Annotated in this window: 18 protein-coding genes; 10 read left to right on the forward strand and 8 right to left on the reverse strand. The window is 67.8% G+C overall.

The annotated features are described in order from the left end of the window. Positions 1 to 3 precede the first annotated feature (3 nt). Both Ssi02_RS24675 and Ssi02_RS24680 read right to left on the reverse strand, forming a co-directional pair. Entirely contained in the window at positions 4 to 909 is a 906-nt protein-coding gene (locus tag Ssi02_RS24675; RefSeq protein WP_204029723.1) for a terpene synthase family protein, read from the reverse strand. Further along, positions 910 to 2277 carry a cytochrome P450 gene (locus Ssi02_RS24680; RefSeq protein WP_204029725.1) on the reverse strand — a complete coding sequence of 456 codons (1368 nt, stop codon included), beginning with the start codon at positions 2275 to 2277 and terminating at the stop codon, positions 910 to 912. Between the two features lie 443 nt (positions 2278 to 2720). Here Ssi02_RS24680 and Ssi02_RS24685 point away from each other — a divergent pair, with 443 nt between their 5' ends. Beyond that, positions 2721 to 3461: a creatininase family protein gene (locus tag Ssi02_RS24685; protein WP_204029727.1), complete on the forward strand. Its 741-nt coding sequence runs from the start codon at positions 2721 to 2723 to the stop codon at positions 3459 to 3461. A gap of 100 nt (positions 3462 to 3561) precedes the next feature. Here Ssi02_RS24685 and Ssi02_RS24690 read toward each other — a convergent pair whose 3' ends face one another. The 6 genes from Ssi02_RS24690 to Ssi02_RS24715 form a co-directional block, all read right to left on the reverse strand. Further along, positions 3562 to 6021, reverse strand: a complete 2460-nt coding sequence (locus Ssi02_RS24690) for a helix-turn-helix transcriptional regulator (protein ID WP_204029729.1) — start codon at positions 6019 to 6021, stop codon at positions 3562 to 3564. Between the two features lie 155 nt (positions 6022 to 6176). Next, positions 6177 to 6365: a hypothetical protein gene (locus tag Ssi02_RS24695; RefSeq protein WP_204029731.1), complete on the reverse strand. Its 189-nt coding sequence runs from the start codon at positions 6363 to 6365 to the stop codon at positions 6177 to 6179. Positions 6366 to 6592: 227 nt separating this feature from the next. Then, the gene (locus tag Ssi02_RS24700; RefSeq protein WP_204029732.1) at positions 6593 to 7990 is read right to left on the reverse strand and encodes a PepSY-associated TM helix domain-containing protein; all 1398 of its coding nucleotides are present in this window, start codon (positions 7988 to 7990) and stop codon (positions 6593 to 6595) included. 191 nt (positions 7991 to 8181) lie between these two features. Further along, complete coding sequence (locus Ssi02_RS24705; RefSeq protein WP_204029734.1) at positions 8182 to 8697, reverse strand: hypothetical protein; 516 nt, start codon at positions 8695 to 8697, stop codon at positions 8182 to 8184. A gap of 111 nt (positions 8698 to 8808) precedes the next feature. Further along, positions 8809 to 9792 carry a C45 family autoproteolytic acyltransferase/hydrolase gene (locus Ssi02_RS24710; protein ID WP_204029736.1) on the reverse strand — a complete coding sequence of 328 codons (984 nt, stop codon included), beginning with the start codon at positions 9790 to 9792 and terminating at the stop codon, positions 8809 to 8811. A 59-nt stretch (positions 9793 to 9851) separates the two neighbouring features. Then, positions 9852 to 10727, reverse strand: a complete 876-nt coding sequence (locus Ssi02_RS24715) for a MerR family transcriptional regulator (protein ID WP_204029739.1) — start codon at positions 10725 to 10727, stop codon at positions 9852 to 9854. A 733-nt stretch (positions 10728 to 11460) separates the two neighbouring features. Between Ssi02_RS24715 and Ssi02_RS24720 the strand changes: the two genes are divergently transcribed. From Ssi02_RS24720 to Ssi02_RS24760, 9 genes are all read left to right on the forward strand, one after another. After that, positions 11461 to 11865 (forward strand): hypothetical protein, encoded by a 405-nt coding sequence (locus Ssi02_RS24720; RefSeq protein WP_204029741.1) that lies wholly within the window; start codon positions 11461 to 11463, stop codon positions 11863 to 11865. 69 nt (positions 11866 to 11934) lie between these two features. Further along, the gene (locus Ssi02_RS24725; RefSeq protein ID WP_204029743.1) at positions 11935 to 12504 is read left to right on the forward strand and encodes a DinB family protein; all 570 of its coding nucleotides are present in this window, start codon (positions 11935 to 11937) and stop codon (positions 12502 to 12504) included. A 199-nt stretch (positions 12505 to 12703) separates the two neighbouring features. Next, positions 12704 to 14260, forward strand: a complete 1557-nt coding sequence (locus Ssi02_RS24730; protein WP_204029744.1) for an alpha/beta hydrolase — start codon at positions 12704 to 12706, stop codon at positions 14258 to 14260. 339 nt (positions 14261 to 14599) lie between these two features. Beyond that, positions 14600 to 16099, forward strand: coding sequence for a CoA-acylating methylmalonate-semialdehyde dehydrogenase (locus Ssi02_RS24735; RefSeq protein WP_204029746.1), 1500 nt, complete (start codon positions 14600 to 14602; stop codon positions 16097 to 16099). Between the two features lie 5 nt (positions 16100 to 16104). Next, positions 16105 to 17244 (forward strand): acyl-CoA dehydrogenase family protein, encoded by a 1140-nt coding sequence (locus Ssi02_RS24740; protein ID WP_204029748.1) that lies wholly within the window; start codon positions 16105 to 16107, stop codon positions 17242 to 17244. Continuing rightward, positions 17244 to 18266, forward strand: a complete 1023-nt coding sequence (locus Ssi02_RS24745) for an enoyl-CoA hydratase/isomerase family protein (RefSeq protein WP_204029750.1) — start codon at positions 17244 to 17246, stop codon at positions 18264 to 18266. The genes Ssi02_RS24740 and Ssi02_RS24745 overlap by 1 nt, the downstream gene beginning before the upstream one ends. Next, the gene (mmsB, locus tag Ssi02_RS24750) at positions 18263 to 19174 is read left to right on the forward strand and encodes a 3-hydroxyisobutyrate dehydrogenase (RefSeq protein WP_239129556.1); all 912 of its coding nucleotides are present in this window, start codon (positions 18263 to 18265) and stop codon (positions 19172 to 19174) included. Before Ssi02_RS24745 ends, mmsB begins: the two co-directional genes overlap by 4 nt. After that, positions 19171 to 19947, forward strand: a complete 777-nt coding sequence (locus tag Ssi02_RS24755; RefSeq protein ID WP_204029754.1) for an enoyl-CoA hydratase — start codon at positions 19171 to 19173, stop codon at positions 19945 to 19947. The genes mmsB and Ssi02_RS24755 overlap by 4 nt, the downstream gene beginning before the upstream one ends. Positions 19948 to 20139: 192 nt before the next feature. Continuing rightward, positions 20140 to 20559, forward strand: coding sequence for an SgcJ/EcaC family oxidoreductase (locus Ssi02_RS24760; protein WP_204029756.1), 420 nt, complete (start codon positions 20140 to 20142; stop codon positions 20557 to 20559). Positions 20560 to 20676: the final 117 nt, after the last annotated feature.

Here is a 20676-nt window from a genome sequence, read left to right on the forward strand (position 1 = left end):
TTCTCACGCTTCACCCCAGAAGTCGGTGAGCTGGTAGAAGCCAGTGGTGAATTCCATTTGCCGCTCCATGTAGTTCGCCAGGTCGGCGTGATCCTGGTGGTCCTGCCGCAGTGCGGTCAGCAGGTCTCGGGCCTTGTCCGTGTGGTGTGCGAGCGCCTCGGCCACCGCGTCGCGGGAGTCGAGGATCAGCGCGTTGAGGTCTCCGGAGAGCAGTTCACGCTCGTAGGTTCCCTGATCGTTCAATAGACGTATGACCCGCTGGACTGCGTCGGCCACGTCGAGCACGCGAGGGATGAGAGCGGGGGAGGGTGGCTCGCAGGTGGAGATCCAATGGGAGACGATGACGAAGACAAAGCCGGTGTTGTCGGAGTTGTCAAGGTATTGGGGGAGGGAGGGTAAGCGTGTCCCGTTCTGTGTGTGGGCCGTCCTCCACATCCACTCGGTGCGCATAGCCGAGAGCAGCCTGTCGAGTGCTTCGAGCCACGCCTCGCGCAGCAACTCAAAAGTGGGGGAGGCGGCCAGTTCATCGCGAATATCGGCGAGAAATCGGGTCAGGTCGTCGCCCTCGGCCCGGGTGGAACCGGCCGCAGTTCTGCGGCATCGCCGTACGATATCGGTGACCTCGTCGGCCGAGCCGGCTTGCTGATCGACCCGCCAGTCAAGGCCGAAAAGCCAGACCGCCGCCTTGTTCGCCAGCATAAGCCGGTCGGCGTCGAGTGAGGGGGCGCCCAACGCCGATGCGCTCGCGAGAATGCTGTGCAGTCCGGCGTCGAACATGGGCTGCTCGTAAAGCCGTGGATATGCGGCCGTGCATTTAAGCAGGGAACGCTGGATCTTTCCCGCTGTCGCGCAGATCCTTCCTACTTCCCTTGACGACCACTCGGTCTGCAGGCCGGTGGTATTGCGCATTCAATCCTGTCCTTTCGATAGGTCTCGAAGGGGAAGCAGGGTGAGGGCGACGGATTCGCGCATGCGCAGGGAGGCTCCGGCCGCGGGAGTGAAGGTCGCGCCTTCCCGGATTTCAGTGCGATATTTGCTCAGAATGGTCGCCACGGTGAGCATGCCCGAGGTCATGAAGAGGTGTTCGCCTATGCAGCTGCGCGGACCGACGCCGAAGGGCACGTAGGAGTAGGGGGCGCGGCGCGGTGCGTTCTCGGCGAAGCGTCCTGGGTCGAAGGCGAGCGGGTCATCCCAGAACTCCTCAAGCCGGTGCGTGAGATAGGGGCTGAGCAGCATGGTGGCCCCGCCCTGGATGCGCACCCCGTCGATCGTGTCGTCCATGACCGCCGTGCGGGAGAACAGCCAGCCCGACGGATAGAGCCGCAGCACCTCACGCAGGAACGCCCGAAGGTAGGTCAGCTGCTCCACGTGCTCCGGGGTGACCGGCCCGTCGCCCACCACTCGGGCGATCTCGTCGTACACCCGGCCGGCCAAGGCGGGGTGTTTGTGCAGCATGGGCCACACCCAGGTGAGATTGCGGGCGGAGGTCTCCAGGGAGGCGCCGATCAGGTTGATGAGGTTGTCGCGGACCTTCCGCCTGGCCGCCTCGTCGGTCTTGACCTCCGGTTCGTGGCAGAGCGCCGAGATCACGTCGTCGCCCGGCCGGTGCTCGGTCTCCGCCATGAGCGGATAGATGATGTCGTCGATCTCACGTGTGGCACGCTGGAAGGCACGATCGCCGGGCAGAGGGATCGTGTTCGGCATGAAGGGGAACAGAAGGCGCGCCTTGATCGATTCGGTGGCGGCGTCGCATGACTGGGCGAGCCGGGCGGCGGCGTCGAAGGAGATGCGGTCCCCGCACAGGATCCGCATGAAGACCACGCGTAAGATTCTGGAGATCTCGGTCAGGGTGTCGACCGGTTTTCCGGCTTGGGCGTCGTCGTGCAGGAGGTCGACCTGTTCGGCGATCGTCCGCGTCACCGAGCCGCCGATGGCGGTGACATGTCTGCGAGTGAAGAAGGGCTGCATCGATTTGCGGCTGCGCTCCCATGAGGCGCCGTTGGCGGTGACGATGCCGTCGCCCAGCAGCCGGCGCATCGGCTGCCATAGCAGGCCCTCGCGGACATAGTTTGGACTATTGCCCTTAAGAATGTGCTTGAGGTGCTCGGGGTGGGTCGCCAAATAGGCCGTGAACGGCCCCAGCTTAAGCTCGACAATCCTGCCGCGCGCCTCTGCGCTAAGCGTTTCCAGCACTTCGATCGGATCGCGGAGGAGTCCGGAGATCAGTCGGCGGCCCGCGCAGCGCATGGGTTTCACACTGCTCACTGAGATCGACATCAGCTTGCCTTTGTCTCGGTATCTGGGACGGTGGGAATCCCCCGTGTCGAAAGAGTGAGCTTCCGCTACGCGTGGTTATGTCGTGCTGTCGCAGTATCACATGATCATCCATTGATCATCAAGGGAAGTTGGGTGTGAATTTTGGTACGCATTGGAGGGTTCACGAACCGGGTGTAGTTGAGTAAAGTGGTTCCTCTTCTGCGGGAGCGCTATGTTGAATGGATATTTCGGCCTTTCTTAAGGTTGAGGGACGGATTCCGGTTTAGGGTGCCGCCGAAAACCCTTTTCGGTCGTACGGCACAGCCGGCGATGCCCCGCCCCGGCCTCTCGCGTGTGCCTCCATCCCCCCGTATGGAGCGGTCCATGCAGTGGTCCGCGTCCCCGCGTGGAGCGGTCCGCGCCCCCGTGCGGAGCGGCAGGTCCGCGTCTGCGAGGGTGGAGTGGTGAACGTACGCATGTGGGAGTTGTCGACGGTCGAGGTGGCGGAGCGCATCGCCGCCGGGTGCACGACCGCGGTCGTGGTCGCCGGCTCGACCGAGCAACACGGGCCACACCTGCCCACCTTCACCGACTCCTACCAGGCGCACGCCATCGGTGAACGTTTCGCGGAACGTATCGGCGCCCTCCTGGCCGCGCCGATCCCCGTGGGGTGCGCCGACCACCACTTGGCCTTCCCCGGCACGATCTCGCTGCCGGAACCCGTGCTGATCGACATAGTCGAGGCATATGCCGCGAGCCTGTTCCTGGGCGGATTCACGAGGGTCGTCGTGTTCTCCACGCACGGGGGGAACTTCGGCCCGCTTGAGCGGGGAACCGATCGCCTGCGCGAACGTTTGGAGAGCCCCGGCCGCCGGGTGGTGGTGTTGTCGGACCTCAACGCCTACGTCGCCGGTTATACGGCGGCCCTGACCCAGGCCGGCCTGCCGATCAGCGCGCTCCCGCACGCGGAGGCGGCCGAGACCTCGATCATCTTGGCCGTCCACCCGGAGCTGGTGAAGATGGAGCTGGCCGAGCCCGGATTCACGGGAGAGGTGCCCTTGGAGAAGCTCGTCTCCGACGGCCTCGCCGCCGTGACGCCCAACGGGGTGCTCGGAGATCCCCGGGGGGCGACCGCCGAGATCGGCGAGGAGTGCCTCGCGAACGTCGTGGATGCTCTAGAGGACATGTTGCGAGCTGCCGAATAGGACCGAAAATCCCTATTGCCCGCTTTTCGGTCATCGTCCCTATCTCCCGGCGAACCCCGATTCTCCCGGCGGACCCGATGAATCGGGTCCGCCGGGAAGCTCAGCCGATCGGGACAGGGCGGTCGTTCCGGTGATAACGGTCGGAGAGCGCCTGGTTCGCCAGCGGATCTCCCCGCACCGCCGCCTTGCGCAACACCTCCTCGGCCTCCCGATACCGCCCCTGCTCGCTCAGCAGATCGGCGAGGCCGAGTACGGCGAGGCTGTCGCCGGCCTCGGCCGCACGGTAAAGCACCGACTCCGTACGGAGAATCGAGATCGGCTTGCCCTCCAGCCTCGCCAGGGCCTGCTGGGCGATGTCGACCCCCGCGTCGGCGGCCCGGTGCCAGGTCTCGATGGCCTCGTCGATAAAGCCGGCCTGCTCAAGCAGCACCGCCAGCTCCCGCAGCGCCGCCGCGCCCCCGGCCTCCGCCGCCCCCCGCCACGCCTCGATGGCCTCCTCGACCCGGCCCGCACGCTCCAGCAGGGTCGCGAGCTCCCGCTTGGCCGAGATGTCACCCGCGGCGGCGGCCGACCGCAGATGCACACACGCCTCGTCGATCCGCCCGATGGCCGCCAGCCGCCTCGCCAGCGTCTTGAGCGCGCTGAGGTTGCCCGCCGCGGCCGCCTGCCGCCACATGCCGATCGCCTCCTCGACCCGGCCCGCACGGTCGAGGAGCGCGGCGAGCTCCATGGTGGCGTGGATGCCACCGGCCGCCGCGGCCTGCCGCCACATCTGGATGGCCTCGTGCACCCTGCCGGTCTTCTCCAGCAGCCGGGTGAGTTCCCGTTTGGCCTCGGTGCCCCGCGTCTGCCGCCAGATGCGGATCGCCTCGGGCACCCGGTCGGTCTTCTCCAGCAGCCGGGTGAGCTCCCGCTTGGCCTCGGCGTCGCCCGACTGCGCGGCCCGGCGCAGCCACAACTCGGCCTCGCCGGTGTCGCCGCGGCGTTCGAGCAGCTCCGCCATGACCGACATGGCGTAGGTGTTGCCGTGGGCGGCAGCCGTACGCCACAGTCCGGCGGCCTGGTCGGGGCGGCCGGCGCGTTCAAGCTGGTCGGTCAGGTTCCACAAGGTGAGGGTTTCGTCGGTCGTGACCGCGACGTCCCGGGGGGTGTCGGGCTCGGCCTTGGTGAGGCGCCTCGCGCCGAGCCACAACGACCGGGCGATTTCGAGTTCCTGCCCGATTTCAAGCTCATGGCCGGTGTCGGGCTGATGGCCGCTGTCGAGCGGGGGGAGCGGGTCGCCGGTCTTTCTGGGCGGCGTCAGCACCCGGACGAGTTGCGCGGTGAACTCCCAGGTGGGCAGGGGAGCCTGGCCGCCCAGCACGGTCGCGATGTGGGTGTGGCTGCACCCCATGTGCTGGGCGATCTCCCGCAGGGGCGGGTTGTTCGCCTTGTCGCGGAGCCGCACGAGATATTGCACGAACTCCGCATATTCCGAGCTGACCGGGCGGATCAAGGTTCCCCGGAGTTCACGGCGGGCACGACTCAGCCGTCCGTACACCGCCATGGGTGACATGCCGAGCATGTCGGCGGTGTCCTGCACCGAGAAACCGGCCGCCCGCCGATAGACGATCTCCCTGGTGGTCGCGTCGAGCTCTTGCAGCAGATCGCCGATCGAGAACCGCTCGACCACGTCCTCGGCGATGTCGGGCAGGGTGAGCACGGCAGCCGCCCGCGGTTCCCCGGCCACGTCCTCCAGCGGGTCGCCTGCGGGGGCGGGCAGGTGGTGGGCCCGCCGCACCGCCTGCTGGCACACCCATCGCCGCAGGTCGGGGGTGGTGCTGAGCACGTCGTGCCACCGTTGGTGCGCGGTCAGCAGGGTCTCCTGCGCGATGTCCTCGGCGTCGGGCGAGCCGACCCCGGCGGCCGCGAGCGCCGACAGCGCCCACCGCATGCCGAGCGGATAGAAGTCGGAGAACTCCAAGGGGATGCGTTCGCCGTATCTGATGCTCTGTTCGGCGAGGTTGCGGCGCATCGTCCACTCGGACATGTCGCCGCCGCAGGCCCAGACAACGGTTTCCAGCAGACGTTCGGAGGGGAGCGCGCGTCCGGAGAACGCCTCGGACAACGCCGCCCGGCTGTAGAACGTGCGCTCGGCGAGTTGCCGTAAGGACGGACTGCCGGCGCCGGCGCGCAGGTGCCGCAGGTCGAGGACGAACTCCGCGACGATCTGGTCGGCGCTCACCGGCGCGCCCGGCTCACGGGTGTCGCTCGGCGGCGGTGCGGGGGGCGGTGCGGGCGGGGGATCGGTGCGCTTGCGCAGCGCGGTCGTGACCTGTTCCCGTCCTTGGTGCGTCAGCCGGTAGTAACGCCGCCGGGGGCCTTTGCCGCGGCCTGAGGATTCCCAGCTCGCTTCGAGCCAGCCGACTTTTTCCAGTCGCGTGAGCAGGGGATAAACAGTGCCGGTGGGACGTTGAGTGAGTGTGGCGACCTGAAGTCCGTAGACGGGTTGGCCGTCGGCGGAGGCAAAGACATCGAGCACGTCGAGGGTCGCATTTGTAAGACGAACAGCGCTTGGCATCGTCGAAACCATCTACCTATATAGAGATAGAGCCAGGTGTTCAGTCCTCACGATGTAATAGCGCGAGGAGCTGAATGAAGGTGAGGGCCCCGAGCGCGCGATTACTGCTCACGGGACCCCCGCCTCTTGCGGTGCCGTTGGCGGGCCCGAACTCTCTACAGTTCGGGCCAGCCTGCACGGATGGCCAGATAGAGCTGGATCAACGCGGTGGTTCCCGTGCTGATCCGCACCAGCCATCCGTGCCAGCGGCGATAGCGACGTTCCTCTCCGGGTCTTGAGGAGGAGCACTCATCGCACTCCTCCTCTCCGCCCTTCGACTCATCGCCGCCGCGCGGATTCTCCATGACGTAGCCCTCTCCTTCGGTGCCAGGGGGAACCAGACAGGTCCCGCGGGAACCGGCCGGGTGCGTTCCGCGGGCACCTCAAGAGAGGGTTAAGGCATAGCGTAGCGGGATATGTCGCCATTGAGGGGCAAGTGAAGGCGTAACCGTTTCGTTATCTTACGGCGTGTGTCCGATAACGTTATTTGTCTGGATTATTGGCCTTATTCTCTGGGCGAACGTGACATGGCTTAAGTGTCCTTACGGCGGACCCGGCCGAGGATCACATCCAAGGCGAGAAACGCCACCAGGGAGACGCCGAGCAGCGGCAACGCATAGCCGACACCCGCCGTGACCACCACGAGCACACCCAGCGCCGGCCACGGCACCGCGCGCCACCCGCCACGCGGATATGGGCGGCCGAACGACCATCCGCGTTCCCGCGTCGGACGCCGCTGCCACCACATGCGATATCCCAGGACGATAAGAACGACCAATCCGATCGCCAGCACCCCGAGCAGGATCTGGTTGACAAGCCCGAACATCACCCCCATGTGGGTGTTGATCCCCCAGGTGCTGAGCTTCGCGATCAGCGGGAAGTCGTCGAACCGCAGGGTGCCGGCCACCGTGCCGTTCTCCGCCACGGCCATCTGGTCCATGCGTGTCGGCCATACCTTGTCGATCTCCTTGACGAGGTACGGTGAGCCGTGCTCACGGGGCGCCCCGATCTCCAGCGGCCCCGACAGGCCGCCCGACCTGGCCGTCTCGGTCACCCGGTCGAACACGGCGACGTCCGCCGGCCCGCCGTGCGCCGCGTGGTCGCCGCCACCCCCGCCGTGATCGCTGTGGCCACCGGCCACCGCCAGCGAAGGAGTCGTCCAGCCGAGCGCCTGCCGTACCTGGTCGAAGTGGTCACCGGCGTACTTCGACCAGGTCAGGCCGGTCGCCGAAAGGAACAGCAGGCCGAGCACGGCCCACACGCCCACCGAGCCGTGCCACGACAACACCCGCCGCCGGCCGGCGACGCCGCGCTCCGGCAGCAGCAGGGCCCGCACCTTGCGCTTGGCGCGGCGGCGGCTCAGCCACAACACCACGCCGCCCGCCGCGACCACCCACAACCAGCTCGCGGCCAGCTCGCTGTAGATGCGGCCGACCTCGCCGAGGTGCAGATGGCGGTGGAGCACCGAGATCCACGTGCGCACCGGCAGGGCTCCTGAGCTGCCGTAACTCTCCAGGGTGCCGCGCACCTCGGCAGTATGGGGGTTGACGAAGACCGCGAGACGGGTGCTGGAGTCCCCGTCGGGGGTGTCGAACAGCACCTGGGTCGTGGCGCCGGGTTCGGCGGCCGGGCGCACCAGCACGACCGGTTCGCCGGGGCGGGTCGCCTGTGCCGCCGCGACCTGCTGCGACAGCGGCACGGTCGTGTCCGAGGCGGGCACGGACAACTCGTGGCGGTGGATGATCTTCTCGAGTTCGAAGGACGCCGCGTACAGCAGGCCGGTGACCGCGGCGACCAGGAGGAAGGGCGCCACGAGCACACCGGCGTAGAAGTGCAGCCGGAGCAGCAGCGGGCGCAACGCCGCCCAGGTGGACGGGCGGGGTGGGGGAGTCTCGTCGGACAGGGGTTCTGTCGTGACAGGGGAAGACATGGGGAGTCTCTCCGTTCTCGGGGCGTGGAGGCGTGCGTCGCCAGGGACGTGTCACCTCGCACCGGGATGTGGTCCGTGGTCCGGTGGGATGGCGGACGCCACGGATCGGCCGCTCACCCGCAGAAGTGGCGGGCATAGGCGGAAAAGTCGGGTGCCCTCCGGCTACTGCGCAGCCGGCGAGGACATGCCGATCAGAGGACGGAGAAAGACAACGGCGGACCGCGCCGCGTCACCGTCGCCGCGAGCAGCGCGGTGACGGGGCGCGGAGTCGAGTCCGCCGGGGCAGGGGCCGTGACCGGCTCGTACGGCAGGAGCAGGATCAGCAGCCGGGGCCACAACCGCGCCAGATAGGCCGTGGCGAGAAGGGTCGCGAGGTCGAGGAAGGAGGCGAGTGCGGATTCGCCCCGCTCCAGCCACCACCCGGAGGCGAGCGCCGCGACCACGTGGACGAAGAACATCCCGAAACCCGAGGTGTGCCCGTCGTGTATGACCTGCGGGGCGATCTCGTCGGCCGGGGTGCCGGCCACGAAAAGGAGGTGCAAACCGTACTGCACAGCGAAACTGGCGCCGAGAAGCACGCCGAGGCCGCGGGGCTGGCCGGCCAGCGCATAAGCGCCGACGGCGACCAGCGCCGCCGCGACCACTAACGTGGACAGGCGCATGACGGGACCACCCGCCAGCACATGCAGCCCCGCCGACACCGTCACGCAGACCGCCGCGAAAACCGCGGCGCGCGCTGCGCGAAAGTGGGCTTGGCCGCTATGCACACCGTCATAGTGCCAGAAAATGCATTGTTGTCCGGTACTTCGGAAAGATGATCACGAAGTGGGTGGGGGTTCCATGGGAATGCTCACCGTCACCTGACCCGGTGCAAACCTTGCGAACGACTGCTCCCAGCGGCGTTCCGGCCATATGTAGGAGACACGCCCCTCGGCGGGAAAGTAGGCGGCGGTGTAGAGAGTGCCCATCCACTGGGCGTATTTCACGCCATAGAGGGGCGGGCGGAGCAACGCCTGTACCGTGGCCTCCACCGGATCACCGGTCCCCAACGCGTCACGCGCCGCGTTCCGCAATGTCGCGAACCGCCGCATGGTGCCCGTGGTGGCCTCCTCCTCGTCGCTCACCCGGCCGGTCTGGTGGTTCGTGACGCACACCTCCCGGGCGCGCACCGCCTCGATATCGGGGCCGACGTGCACGGTGAGCGCCTGCTCGGCGTCCACCAGCGTGAGATTCTGAGCCGTCGCGACAGGCAACCGGCGCAGCTTCTCCCACGCCTGCTCCGCCGTCTCGCACGTCTCCAGCAGATAGCGGACCACCAGCATCACGTGGAATCCCGGGCCATACACGAACCGTCCGCCGAAGGTCAGGGAGACGGCCAGCCCCGCGTCGTTCATGCCGTCGAGCAGCCCCCACATCAGGTCGGACATGCCTATCACCGGGCGTAGGAAACGGGATAACGCCACCGTTGGATCGAACTGGTCGGGATGGAAGTCGTAGTTGCGGAGCAACGCCCCCGCGACGGAGGTCTGCGAGCAAGAGGAGAAGAACGGCTTGAACGCCGTGTGCGTCAGCAGCGCCGCCCCTCCCTCCCGGTCCAGCAGGGTGGCGAGCCGGTGGAGCACCGGCTCCAGCTCCGGCATGTGGCGGCCGAACAGATCGAGCGCCTCCCGCTCGGCCTGAGGAGTGCGGCTTGCCTCGGGGATCAACGGGGTCATGTGCGGCCACGCCGCCTGGGCGGCGCTCGCCCACCGCTCGCCGCCGTCGGCGACATCAACCGCTTGGAAGGTAAGAGATCTGCTCAACGGGCCCTCCAGAGGATGGGATGGAGGGTCCATCTCTAAAGCCTCACACGGCGAGAAGGTCAACCTTTGACGGCGGAGTGTTGCTTGACCAGCCCGCCCGGCACGACGCGCCGCTCGTCGTCTTGCGGCGTGATCCGCTCCTGCAACTCGGTCACCCACTGGTCGGGGCAGTCGGGCGGGGAGTGCAGATAGACCTCCCGGGCGAATCCCGTCGAACGGTGGTTGTGCTCCTCCATCCACGCGGCCAGCGACTGGAAGGCCAGCCCGATCTCGCGAACCGGGCCGCGGTGCACGGTCGTCGCCGCGGCGAAGCCGGGGAGGTCCACCACCGCGAACGGGTATTCCGCCTTGGTGGTCGCCGCGACGGGGAAGGCGGCGTGGACGACGACTCCGTCCACCGAGTTCTCGTAGTAGGCGAAAAGCGGTCCCACCGGTGCTAGCCCCACCTCCTCCGTCTGCTGGATCAGCGTGTCGAAGCAGGACCCCACGACCGGGCCGATGTGCTCATGGGAGTAACTCGCGGCGAGCCCGGTGACCTCGGCGGCCCGCACCGAGTCGACCGTCTTGAGCAGGACGTCGGCGTTGTTCATATTGCCCTCCCGCTCGATCATCCGCAGCCGCCCCTCGACCCGTGACAACCGCTCGGTGTCGGCCGTGATGCGTTCGCGAAGCTCTGTGCGGCGGGTGTTCAGCATCCCGGAGAGCCCGTCGCCCGTGACCCGGCCCTCGAGCATCGCGCGCACCTGCTCCAGCGTGAACCCGAGCTCCTTGAGGGCGATGATCCGGTTGAGCTGGGGAAGCTGGACCGCGGTATAGAACCGGTAACCGGTGCCCGGGTCGACGTAAGCGGGCTGCAGCAGGCCGATGGCGTCGTAGTGGCGCAGCATTCGCACTGATACGAGCCCGAGCCTGGCAAAATCTCCGATTGTGATCATTCTAAGTCCCAACGGGAGGTATCAATAATTTAGGCCGTATGTAGGTTATTGCAGATCGAGAAAGAGTAAACCCATAAATTCATGTGCCGGTGTGGAGAGAGCCTTGTTACACCGCGTGCGGCTTTTCCGCACCAGGTGCACCCTCTTACACCGAGCCGGGGGCTTTAGTGGCGCGCGAGGGCTGGTTCGGTTGCATGGGCCGGGTGCGTGGCGGCTGCCACCCGTGAGTGCGGGCAGGCAGATCGTCGGCTCCGGCACATGTGATGTGCAGGTGCGTTGTCCGAAGGCAGATGTTACCGAGATCACGGCTCAGGTCCACGGCGACCTCGCCGCTAACCGCCACGGGTGCTGTGCCGTACGGCTCCGCCTCCATGATGTGGCGTGACAAGTGAGCAATTGTCGGTATTAGCTGGGTGTGGCCCGTGCGGGGTCGGCTTGGCGGTGGCTTGTGCCGTACGACCCGCGTGTGGAGAGGCCGCGGGTGGGTTTCGGGTGGCGGGTCGGGCCGGGTTTCGGGCGGGTGGGAATGAGTGGCCGGCCGGTCGGGGTGGCTCGCGGCGGGAATTTCCCGACTGAGGGGATTTTCGGGAGCCCGGCTATAAGGCATCTCGCCGGAATTTCCCGGTGCTGCCCACGTCCTGGTGCTGTTGTTCGGGGTGTTCGCCGTGTCGATGGTGCCGGCCAACGTCGGCACCCCATTAGCGCGGGAGCCATAGCGGAGCTCTCCGGCGGCGTGCAGATCCTCGACCTCCAACCCCGGAGCGACCCCCACGGCGCGCTGACCGCCTATGGCCCGGCGGGCCGTGAGCGATACGGCCTTCTGCTCGTCACCTTCGACATCCTGCTGCCCGCCGCGCTGGCCCTCACGGTCGTCTCGGCACTCCTCGTCAACGGCGGCCGATGGGCTCGGCGCGCGACCGCCGTACCGCTCCTCGGATGGGTATGCGACTACACGGAGAACATCATGATCTTCGTGCTCCTCCGCGCCTACCCCGGCCGCGCCGACGGCGCCGCGGCGGTCCTCCCCACTCTCACCCAGACCAAGACCGCCCTCATCGCGGCCGGCGCCCTGCTGGCCGTCGCCGCACTCGCCCAGACCGCCGTCCGGCGCCTGAGGCGCGCCGGTCCCGCACGCTGACCTCCGGAAACCGTCGGTGCCGGATGGGAGGATCCAAGGGTCGAGGAAACGAGAGAAAGGGCTGGTCACATGCCTGCGCTGGTGCCACCGATCGCCGGCGAGCGCGAAGGTCTGCTCGCCTACCTCGCCCAGCAGCGCCATGTCGTGCGGGTGGCCGCGCACGGCCTCACCGACGAGCAGGCGCGGGCCACACCGACCGCCGGCGCGTTGAGCGTCGGGGGATTGATCAAACACCTCGTCCACATGGAGCGGGGCTGGGTCGACCTGATCGTCCAGCGGGTGCGTGAGGACGAAGCCGGTTATGAGGAGCAGTTCACGCTCGGCCCCGGCGAGACCCTCGCGAGTGTGCTCGACCTCTACGCCGAGGTGGCGGCGGAGACCGAGGAGATCGTGGCGGGGGTGGCCGACCTGGCCCAGGAGGTGCCGGTGCCGCCGGAGCCGTGGTATCCCTCGGATGTGAAGGCGTGGTCGGTGCGCTGGGTGCTTTTCCACCTCATCGAGGAGACGGCCCGGCACGCCGGCCACGCCGACATCGTGCGCGAGGCGATCGACGGGGCGACCGCCTTTCCTCTGATGGCCGCCGCCGAGGGCTGGCCGGCCACCGAGTGGCTCACGCCGTGGGAGCCGCCTTCGGCGTGAGCGTTCCGGGGGATGCCGAGGGCCGTCTTGAACGGTCCAGCGGTTGCGGGGGGCCGGTCGGCCCTTAGCGGTCCGGTGGTTGCCGGGGAGACGCTTTAAGAGCTAATCCAGGGCTTATCTACACCTTATGGCCACCTTAACGGGGAAAATGCGGATCCAGCATGGCTGAGGATTCAACCATGACAATTGGACACGCATAGTGAGAAAGCTCACCGGGTTATCCCTGGCCGCGATAGGGGGCCTCGTCGCCTCCCTCCTCCAGCTCCCGCCCGCCGTCGCGCAGGCCCCCGAGGCTGAAGCGCGATCCATCACCTGGGCTCCTTGTGCGGAAGACCCCGCGGTCGACTGCGGCACCCTCACCCTGCCGATCGACTGGGAGAATCCCACCGGCCCCACATTCGAGCTCGCCGTCGCACGTCGCAAGGCCACCAACCCCTCCACCAGGATCGGTTCCCTGGTGTTCCAGCTGGGTGGCCCAGGTGAACCAGGCGTGGTCGGCACAATCTACAATTGGTATTCGTTCTCCGGCGACCTCACCAGCCGTTTCGACATCGTGGGCTTCGATCCGCGTGGCGTCGGCCGCAGCAGTCCGATCGTCTGCTCGACCGACGTGTTGTTCCGCGATCCCGGATTCCTGATGGAAAGCCAGGCCGACTTCGACGCGGCCCTCGCCTACAACAAGGAGCGCAGGGACGATTGCCGGGCCAAAACCGGCCCGATCTACGACCACGTCGACACACTGAGTGTGGCCCGTGATCTGGAGGCACTGCGCGCGGCCCTCGGTGACGACAAACTCACCTACTACGGCGCGTCCTACGGCACCCTCATCGCGCAGATGTACGCCGAGCGTTATCCGCGGAAAGTCCGGGCCCTGATGCTCGACGCCAACATCGACCACAGCCTCGACACCCGCAGGATGACCGGCGAGTCCGCGTGGGCGGTCGAGGATTCCTTCAACGCGTTCGTCGCCTGGTGCGACAAGTCCGCGGAATGCGCGTTGAACGGCAAGGACGTGCGGGCCGTCTGGCGGGACCTGCTGGCCAAGGCCGAGCGCGGCGAGCTCACCCGCCCCGGTGACCCCACGTCGCGCATCTCCAAGCTGGAGCTCATCTACGAGGTCTGGGGCGCGGGCTACGGCCCCACCTGGGCGCGGCTCGCCACCACCCTCGCCGCCTACGCGGACGGCACCGGCACCCCGGCCTCCGCGCTCATGTCCCTGAAGACCTCGGCGGACACGCTCCCGTATCCGATGGAGATCTTCTGCCAGGACTACCGCCTGCCCATTCGCGACTATCGCCACTACGCAGGGCTCATGCGGCGGTCCGAGTCGATCGCGCCGAACGTGAAGTTCAACCCCCTCGGTTTCGGCACCACCGTGAGCTGCCTCGGGTATCCGCCGGTGAAATATCCCCAGCGGCCCGTGCGGGTGAACGGCACACCTCCGCTGCTGCTCACCAGCACTCTGCACGACCCCGCCACACCGCTCATCTGGTCGGAGAGCGTCGCCCGGCAGATCGGCTCCGAGGCCAGGCTGGTCACCTACGAGGGCGCCGGTCACGGCGGGTACACCAGAGGCCCGTGCATGCGGGACGCCGCGGATCGGTACTTCATCTCCTTGACGGCACCGCGGAACGGCACCCGGTGTGCCGACACGGCGGCGGACACCGCGCGGGTGGCCAAGACACAGGTGGCCAGTCCCCGCAGGATGCCCGCCGGCCCGCTGCCAGGGCTTCCGGGGGTGACCTTCCGCTCCTGACAACTCGTTCAATTCGTCGGTGGTGATGCGCGGGCCGTCCTCAAGGGCGGCCCGCGCATCAGTGTTTTCCACAAGATTCACGCCAACCGCAGGGAGATAGATCCCCTCAAGTGCCGTTCCCTACCTCTCAGGCCACTGCCGTACTACAAAGGCCCATTGATCGTCGACTGACTGACTTTGGGCCCCCGGCCTCACCGTCAAGGTTTGCCCTCTTCGACCTGCGGAAACAGGATGCTATCCCGGCGTCGTCTCGACATAGTAGGACGTCCTACTATATTTTTGCCGCGCTATCCCAACCGGATACGGGCTATCCCAACCTGGATGAAGGCAGGTTCAACGATGATCCCTGAGCTCACACATTTCATCCATGGCAGACGCGTCCCCGGCACCTCGGGTGACTTCGGCGACGTCTTCGACCCCAACACCGGCGCCGTGCAGGCCCGCGTGCCGCTCGCCGGGCGGGCCGAGACCGAGGCGGCCATCGCCGACGCCGAGGAAGCCCAGCTCGAGTGGGCCGCCTGGAACCCCCAGCGGCGCGCCCGGGTGCTCCTGCGTTTCCTCGATCTCGCCCAGCGCGAGATGGACTCCCTGGCCCGCCTGCTCGCCTCGGAGCACGGCAAGACCATCCCGGACGCCAAGGGCGACATCCAGCGCGGCCTTGAGGTCGTGGAGTTCGCCGCCGGTGTGCCGCACCTGCTCAAGGGCGAGTTCACCGACGCGGCCGGCACCGGCATCGACGTGCACTCGCTGCGTCAGCCGCTCGGCGTCGTGGCCGGCATCACGCCGTTCAACTTCCCGGCCATGATCCCGCTGTGGAAGGCGGCGCCCGCGCTGGCCTGCGGCAACGCGTTCGTGCTCAAGCCGTCCGAGCGTGACCCTTCGGTGCCGCTGCGCCTGGCCGAGCTGTTCATTGAGGCGGGGCTGCCGGCGGGTGTGCTCAACGTGGTCAACGGCGGCAAGGAGGCGGTCGACACCCTGCTGACCGACCCGCGCATCGCCGCCGTCGGGTTTGTCGGCTCCACCCCGATCGCCGAATACATCTACTCGACGGCCGCCGCCCACGGGAAGCGCGCCCAGTGCTTCGGCGGCGCCAAGAACCACATGGTGATCATGCCGGACGCCGACCTCGACCAGGTCGCCGACGCGCTCATCGGCGCGGGGTACGGCTCGGCCGGCGAGCGTTGCATGGCCATCTCGGTCGCGGTCCCGGTGGGCGAGGAGACGGCCGAGGCCCTGGTGGAGAAGCTCATGCCGCGTGTCGCGGCGCTGCGCATCGGGCCCTCCCACGACGAGACCGCCGACTTCGGCCCGCTCGTCACCCGCGACGCGCTCAACCGCGTGCGCGACTACATCCAGATCGGCGTCGACGAGGGCGCGAAGCTCCTGGTCGACGGGCGTGACTTCACCCTGCCGGGCTACGAGGACGGCTTCTTCATCGGCGGCTCCCTCTTCGACCACGTGAAGCCGGGGTCGCGCATCCACCGGGAGGAGATCTTCGGCCCGGTGCTCTCGATCGTGCGCGCCGCGAACTACGAGGAGGCGCTGCGCCTGCCCAGCGAGCACGAGTTCGGCAACGGCGTGGCGATCTTCACCCGCGACGGCGACACCGCGCGTGACTTCTCCCGCCGCGTCAACACCGGCATGGTCGGCGTCAACGTGCCGATTCCGGTGCCGATCGCCTATCACACCTTCGGCGGGTGGAAGCGCTCAGGTTTCGGTGACCTCAACCAGCACGGTCCCGACTCGATCCGGTTCTACACCAAGACCAAGACCGTCACCTCCCGCTGGCCCTCGGGGGTCAAGGAGGGCGCGAGCTTCGTCATTCCCACGATGAGCTGACGCCGATGTTCACCTTGACCGATGACCAGCGCGCCATCATGGAGGCGGCCCGCTCGTTCGCCGACGAGCACCTCGCTCCGCACGCGGTTGCCTGGGACCACGACAAACACTTCCCGGTCGACGTGCTGCGCAAGGCGGCCGAGCTCGGCATGGGCGGCATCTACGTCCGGGAGGACGTCGGCGGGTCCGACCTGTCGCGCCTCGACGCGGCGTTGATCTTCGAGTCGCTCGCCACGGGCTGCCCGTCGATCGCGGCGTACATCTCCATCCACAACATGACGGCGTGGATGATCGACCGCTACGGCGACGAGGAGCAGCGCTCCCGCTGGTTGCCCGGCATGTGTGCGATGGACGACCTGGGCAGCTACTGCCTGACCGAGCCCGAGGCCGGGTCGGACGCGGCGGCGCTGCGCACCCGGGCCGACCGCGACGGCGACGACTATGTCCTCAACGGGGTCAAACAGTTCATCTCCGGTGCCGGTGCCGCACAGAACTACATCGTGATGGCCCGCACCGGCGGCTCCGGCGCACGCGGCATCACCGCCTTCGTCGTGGAGAACGGCGCAGCCGGCATGACGTTCGGCCCCAACGAGGTGAAGATGGGCTGGAACGCCCAGCCGACCCGGCAGGTCATTTTCGACGGGGTGCGTGTCCCGGCCGCCAACCGGCTTGGGGCCGAGGGCGAGGGGTTCCGCATCGCGATGAGCGGCCTCAACGGAGGGCGGCTCAACATCGGGGCCTGCTCACTCGGCGGTGCCCAGTTCGCCCTGGATCGCACGGTGGCATATCTCGGCGAGCGTCAGGCGTTCGGCGCGAAACTCCTCACGTTGCAGGCTTTGCAGTTCAAGGTGGCCGACATGGGCACCGAACTCGAAGCCGCGCGCACCCTCCTGTGGCGCGCCGCCGCGGCTCTGGACAGTGGCGACCCGCGGGCCGTCGAACTGTGCGCGATGGCCAAACGCCTCGCCACCGACGTCGGTTTCGAGGTGGCCAATGGCGCGCTCCAACTTCACGGTGGATACGGTTACCTGGCGGAATACGGCATTGAGAAGGTTGTGCGAGATCTGCGTGTGCACCAGATTCTGGAGGGCACGAACGAGATCATGCGCCTGATCGTCTCACGAGCATTGACGGGAGCCGCCTGATGAGCACCGCGGACGTGCTGCTCAGCAAAGAGGATGGTCTCGGCAGGATCATCCTCAACCGCCCGAAGGCCCTCAATGCCCTCACCCACGGCATGGTCCTGGAGATCGCCGCGGCCCTGACCGCCTGGGAGGACGACGACGATGTGCGGGCCGTCGTCATCACCGGCGCGGGGGAGCGCGGCCTGTGCGCCGGCGGCGACATCCGGGCCATCTACCACGACGCCCGGGCGGGCGGTCGCGGCGCCGTGGACTTCTGGCGCGACGAATACCGGATGAACGCCCACATCAGCCGCTATCGGAAGCCCTATGTGGCGATCATGGACGGCATCGTGATGGGCGGCGGCGTCGGGGTCTCGGCCCACGGCAACGTCCGTATCGTCACGGAACGCTCCGTCGTCGGCATGCCCGAGGTCGGCATCGGGTTCATCCCCGACGTCGGCGGCACCTACCTGCTGTCCCGCGCTCCGGGCGAACTCGGCACCCATGCCGCCCTCACCAGTGCCCGCCTCGGCCCCGGCGACGCCCTCGCTCTCGGCCTCGCCGACCACTTCGTGCCCGCCGAGCGGCTCGGCGACCTCATCGAGGCTCTCGCCGTACACGGTCCGCAGGCTGCCGTAGCCGCGCACGCCGCGACACCGCCCCCCTCCGAAGTCGCCGCCCAGCGCGCCTGGATCGACGCGTGCTACTCGGCCGCGACGGTGGAGGAGATCGTCGTACGGCTGCGCGACGCCGGTGACCAGTCCGCGAAGGAGGCGGCCGAGCAGATCACCGGCAAATCGCCGACCTCGCTCAAGGTGACCCTCCGCGCGCTGCGCGAGGCCCGCGACCTGTCGACCCTGGAGGAGGCGCTCGAGCGCGAGCTGCGCATCGCGACCGTCCTGCTCGGCGCCCACGACCTGGCCGAGGGCATCAGGGCACAGGTGATCGACAAAGACCGCAACCCCCAATGGTCCCCGGCCACGCTCGAACAGGTGACACCCGAGCTGGTCGACAGCTACTTCGCCCCGGAGGAGACCAGGTGAGCACGTCGGTAGCATTCATCGGCCTCGGCAACATGGGCGGCCCGATGGCGGCCAACCTGGTCAAGGCAGGACACAAGGTCACCGGGTTCGACCTGGTGCCGGCCCTTCTCACCCACGCCGCCGAGCAGGGTGTGCATGTGGCGCAGAGCGCGGCCGAAGCCGTCAAAGAGGCCGACGTCGTCATCACGATGTTGCCGAGCGGGCGGCACGTGCTCAACAGCTACGCCGAACTGCTGCCCGCGGCGGCGCCCGGCACGCTGTTCGCCGACTGCTCGACCATCGACGTCGCCGACGCCCGCGCCGCACACGACAAGGCGGTTGAAGCCGGGCACCGCTCGGTGGACGCCCCGGTGTCCGGCGGCGTCGTGGGCGCGACCGCCGCGACCCTGACCTTCATGGTCGGCGGCTCGGACGACGACTTCGCCCAGGTCGAGCCGCTGCTCGGCGCCATGGGGCGGCGCATCGTGCACTGCGGGCAACCCGGCGCCGGGCAGGCCGCCAAGATCTGCAACAACATGATCCTCGGCATCTCGATGATCGCGGTCAGCGAGGCGTTCGTGCTCGGGGAACGGCTCGGCCTTACCAACCAGGCGCTGTTCGACGTGGCCTCCGCCGCCTCCGGCCAGTGCTGGGCACTCACCACCAACTGCCCGGTGCCCGGCCCGGTGCCGACCAGCCCCGCCAACAACGACTACCGCCCCGGCTTCGCCGCCGCCCTCATGTCGAAGGACCTCACCCTGGCTGCCAACGCCGTGGAGGCCAACGGGGTCGCCGCCGACCTGGGGTTGCGCGCCGCCGAGTTGTACGCGCGGTTCGCCGCTGAGGGCGGGGCGGACAAGGACTTCTCCGCCATCGTCAACGCCATCAGGGCCGAGTCCGCCGCACCTGCCGAAAGAAGCGAGCAATGACCTCATACGAGACGATCCTCATCGACCGGAAGGACCGGGTGGGGGTGATCACCCTCAACCGTCCCGAGGCGCTCAACGCACTCAACCTCCAGGTCATGCACGAGGTGATCGCCGCCGCGACCGAGTTCGACCGCGACCCGGGGATCGGCTGCATCGTGCTCACCGGCTCCGCGAAAGCCTTCGCCGCCGGGGCCGACATCAAAGAGATGCAGCCCAACTCGTACATGGATGTGTATCTCGCGGACTGGTTCACCGCCTGGGACCGGCTCGCCGAGATCCGCACCCCGACGATCGCCGCGGTCTCCGGCTACGCCCTCGGCGGCGGCTGCGAACTCGCCATGATCTGCGACATCATCCTCGCCGCCGACACCGCCAAATTCGGCCAGCCGGAGATCAAACTCGGCGTCATCCCCGGCATCGGCGGCTCCCAGCGCCTCACCCGCGCCGTCGGGAAGGCCAAGGCCATGGAACTCTGCCTCACCGGCCGCATGATGGACGCCGCCGAAGCCGAACGCGCAGGCCTCGTCTCCCGCATCGTGCCCGCCGCCGACCTGGCCGACGAGGCCATCTCGGTCGCCACCACCATCGCGGGGATGTCCCTCCCCATCGCGATGATGGCCAAGGAGAGCGTCAACCGCGCCTTCGAGACAACCCTCGCCGAAGGCGTACGTTTCGAGCGCCGCGTCTTCCACGCGACCTTCGCCACCGCCGACCAGAAGGAAGGCATGGCGGCCTTCGTCGAGAAGCGCAAGCCGACCTTCGAACACCGCTGACATCCCGGGGCCACGCGCTTCGGACGGCCAATTGTCTGGCCAAACCGAAGCACGTGGCCTCCCGCATGCTCGGCCTACGGGGCTGTGCCGTACATACCTATTTGCAGGGATTTTTGGGCAGGTGGGCTTGGTGGGGTGCTCTGCTGCGAGCCGCTTGACCTCAAGTTCCCTTCAGGTTGCACCATGGTCCACATGAGCACGAAACACATGGACAAGCAGACCCGTGACGCCGAAGTTGAAGCCATCACACAGGTGGTCGCGACCCTTGAGCACTCCCAGCGCAACGAACTTCCCGAAGAGTTCCTCGGCCTGTTCCGGGAGGACGCGATATGGACGACGGCCCACGGTAAGTTCCTGGCGAACCGCGATGAGATCTCGGCGTTCACCCGCCAGGTGCTTCCCGGGGCCATGAAGGACTCCACGGTCACATATGAAGTCGCGCAGGTGGTCTTCATCCGCCCGGATGTGGCGGCGGTCAAGGTGCGCGGGCAATATACGACCCTTGACGGCGCGCCGCTGGGCAACCCTACTTCCCCGCTTTACGTCATGGCCAAGGAAGACGGGCAGTGGAAACTGGTGGCCAATCAGAACACCGAGGTATTGCCTGGTTGACGGACGAGAGGCACGGCGGAGGGCGGTCCCCGACTGGGAACCGCCCTCCCATCTTGTGACCTCGGGTAGCCCCGGGCACATATGGCCTCAGGAGACTTGCGACCTACAGCGGCCCTT

Origin of the sequence: Sinosporangium siamense (assembly GCF_016863435.1) — a bacterium.
Classification (GTDB): Bacteria; Actinomycetota; Actinomycetes; order Streptosporangiales; family Streptosporangiaceae; genus Sinosporangium; species Sinosporangium siamense.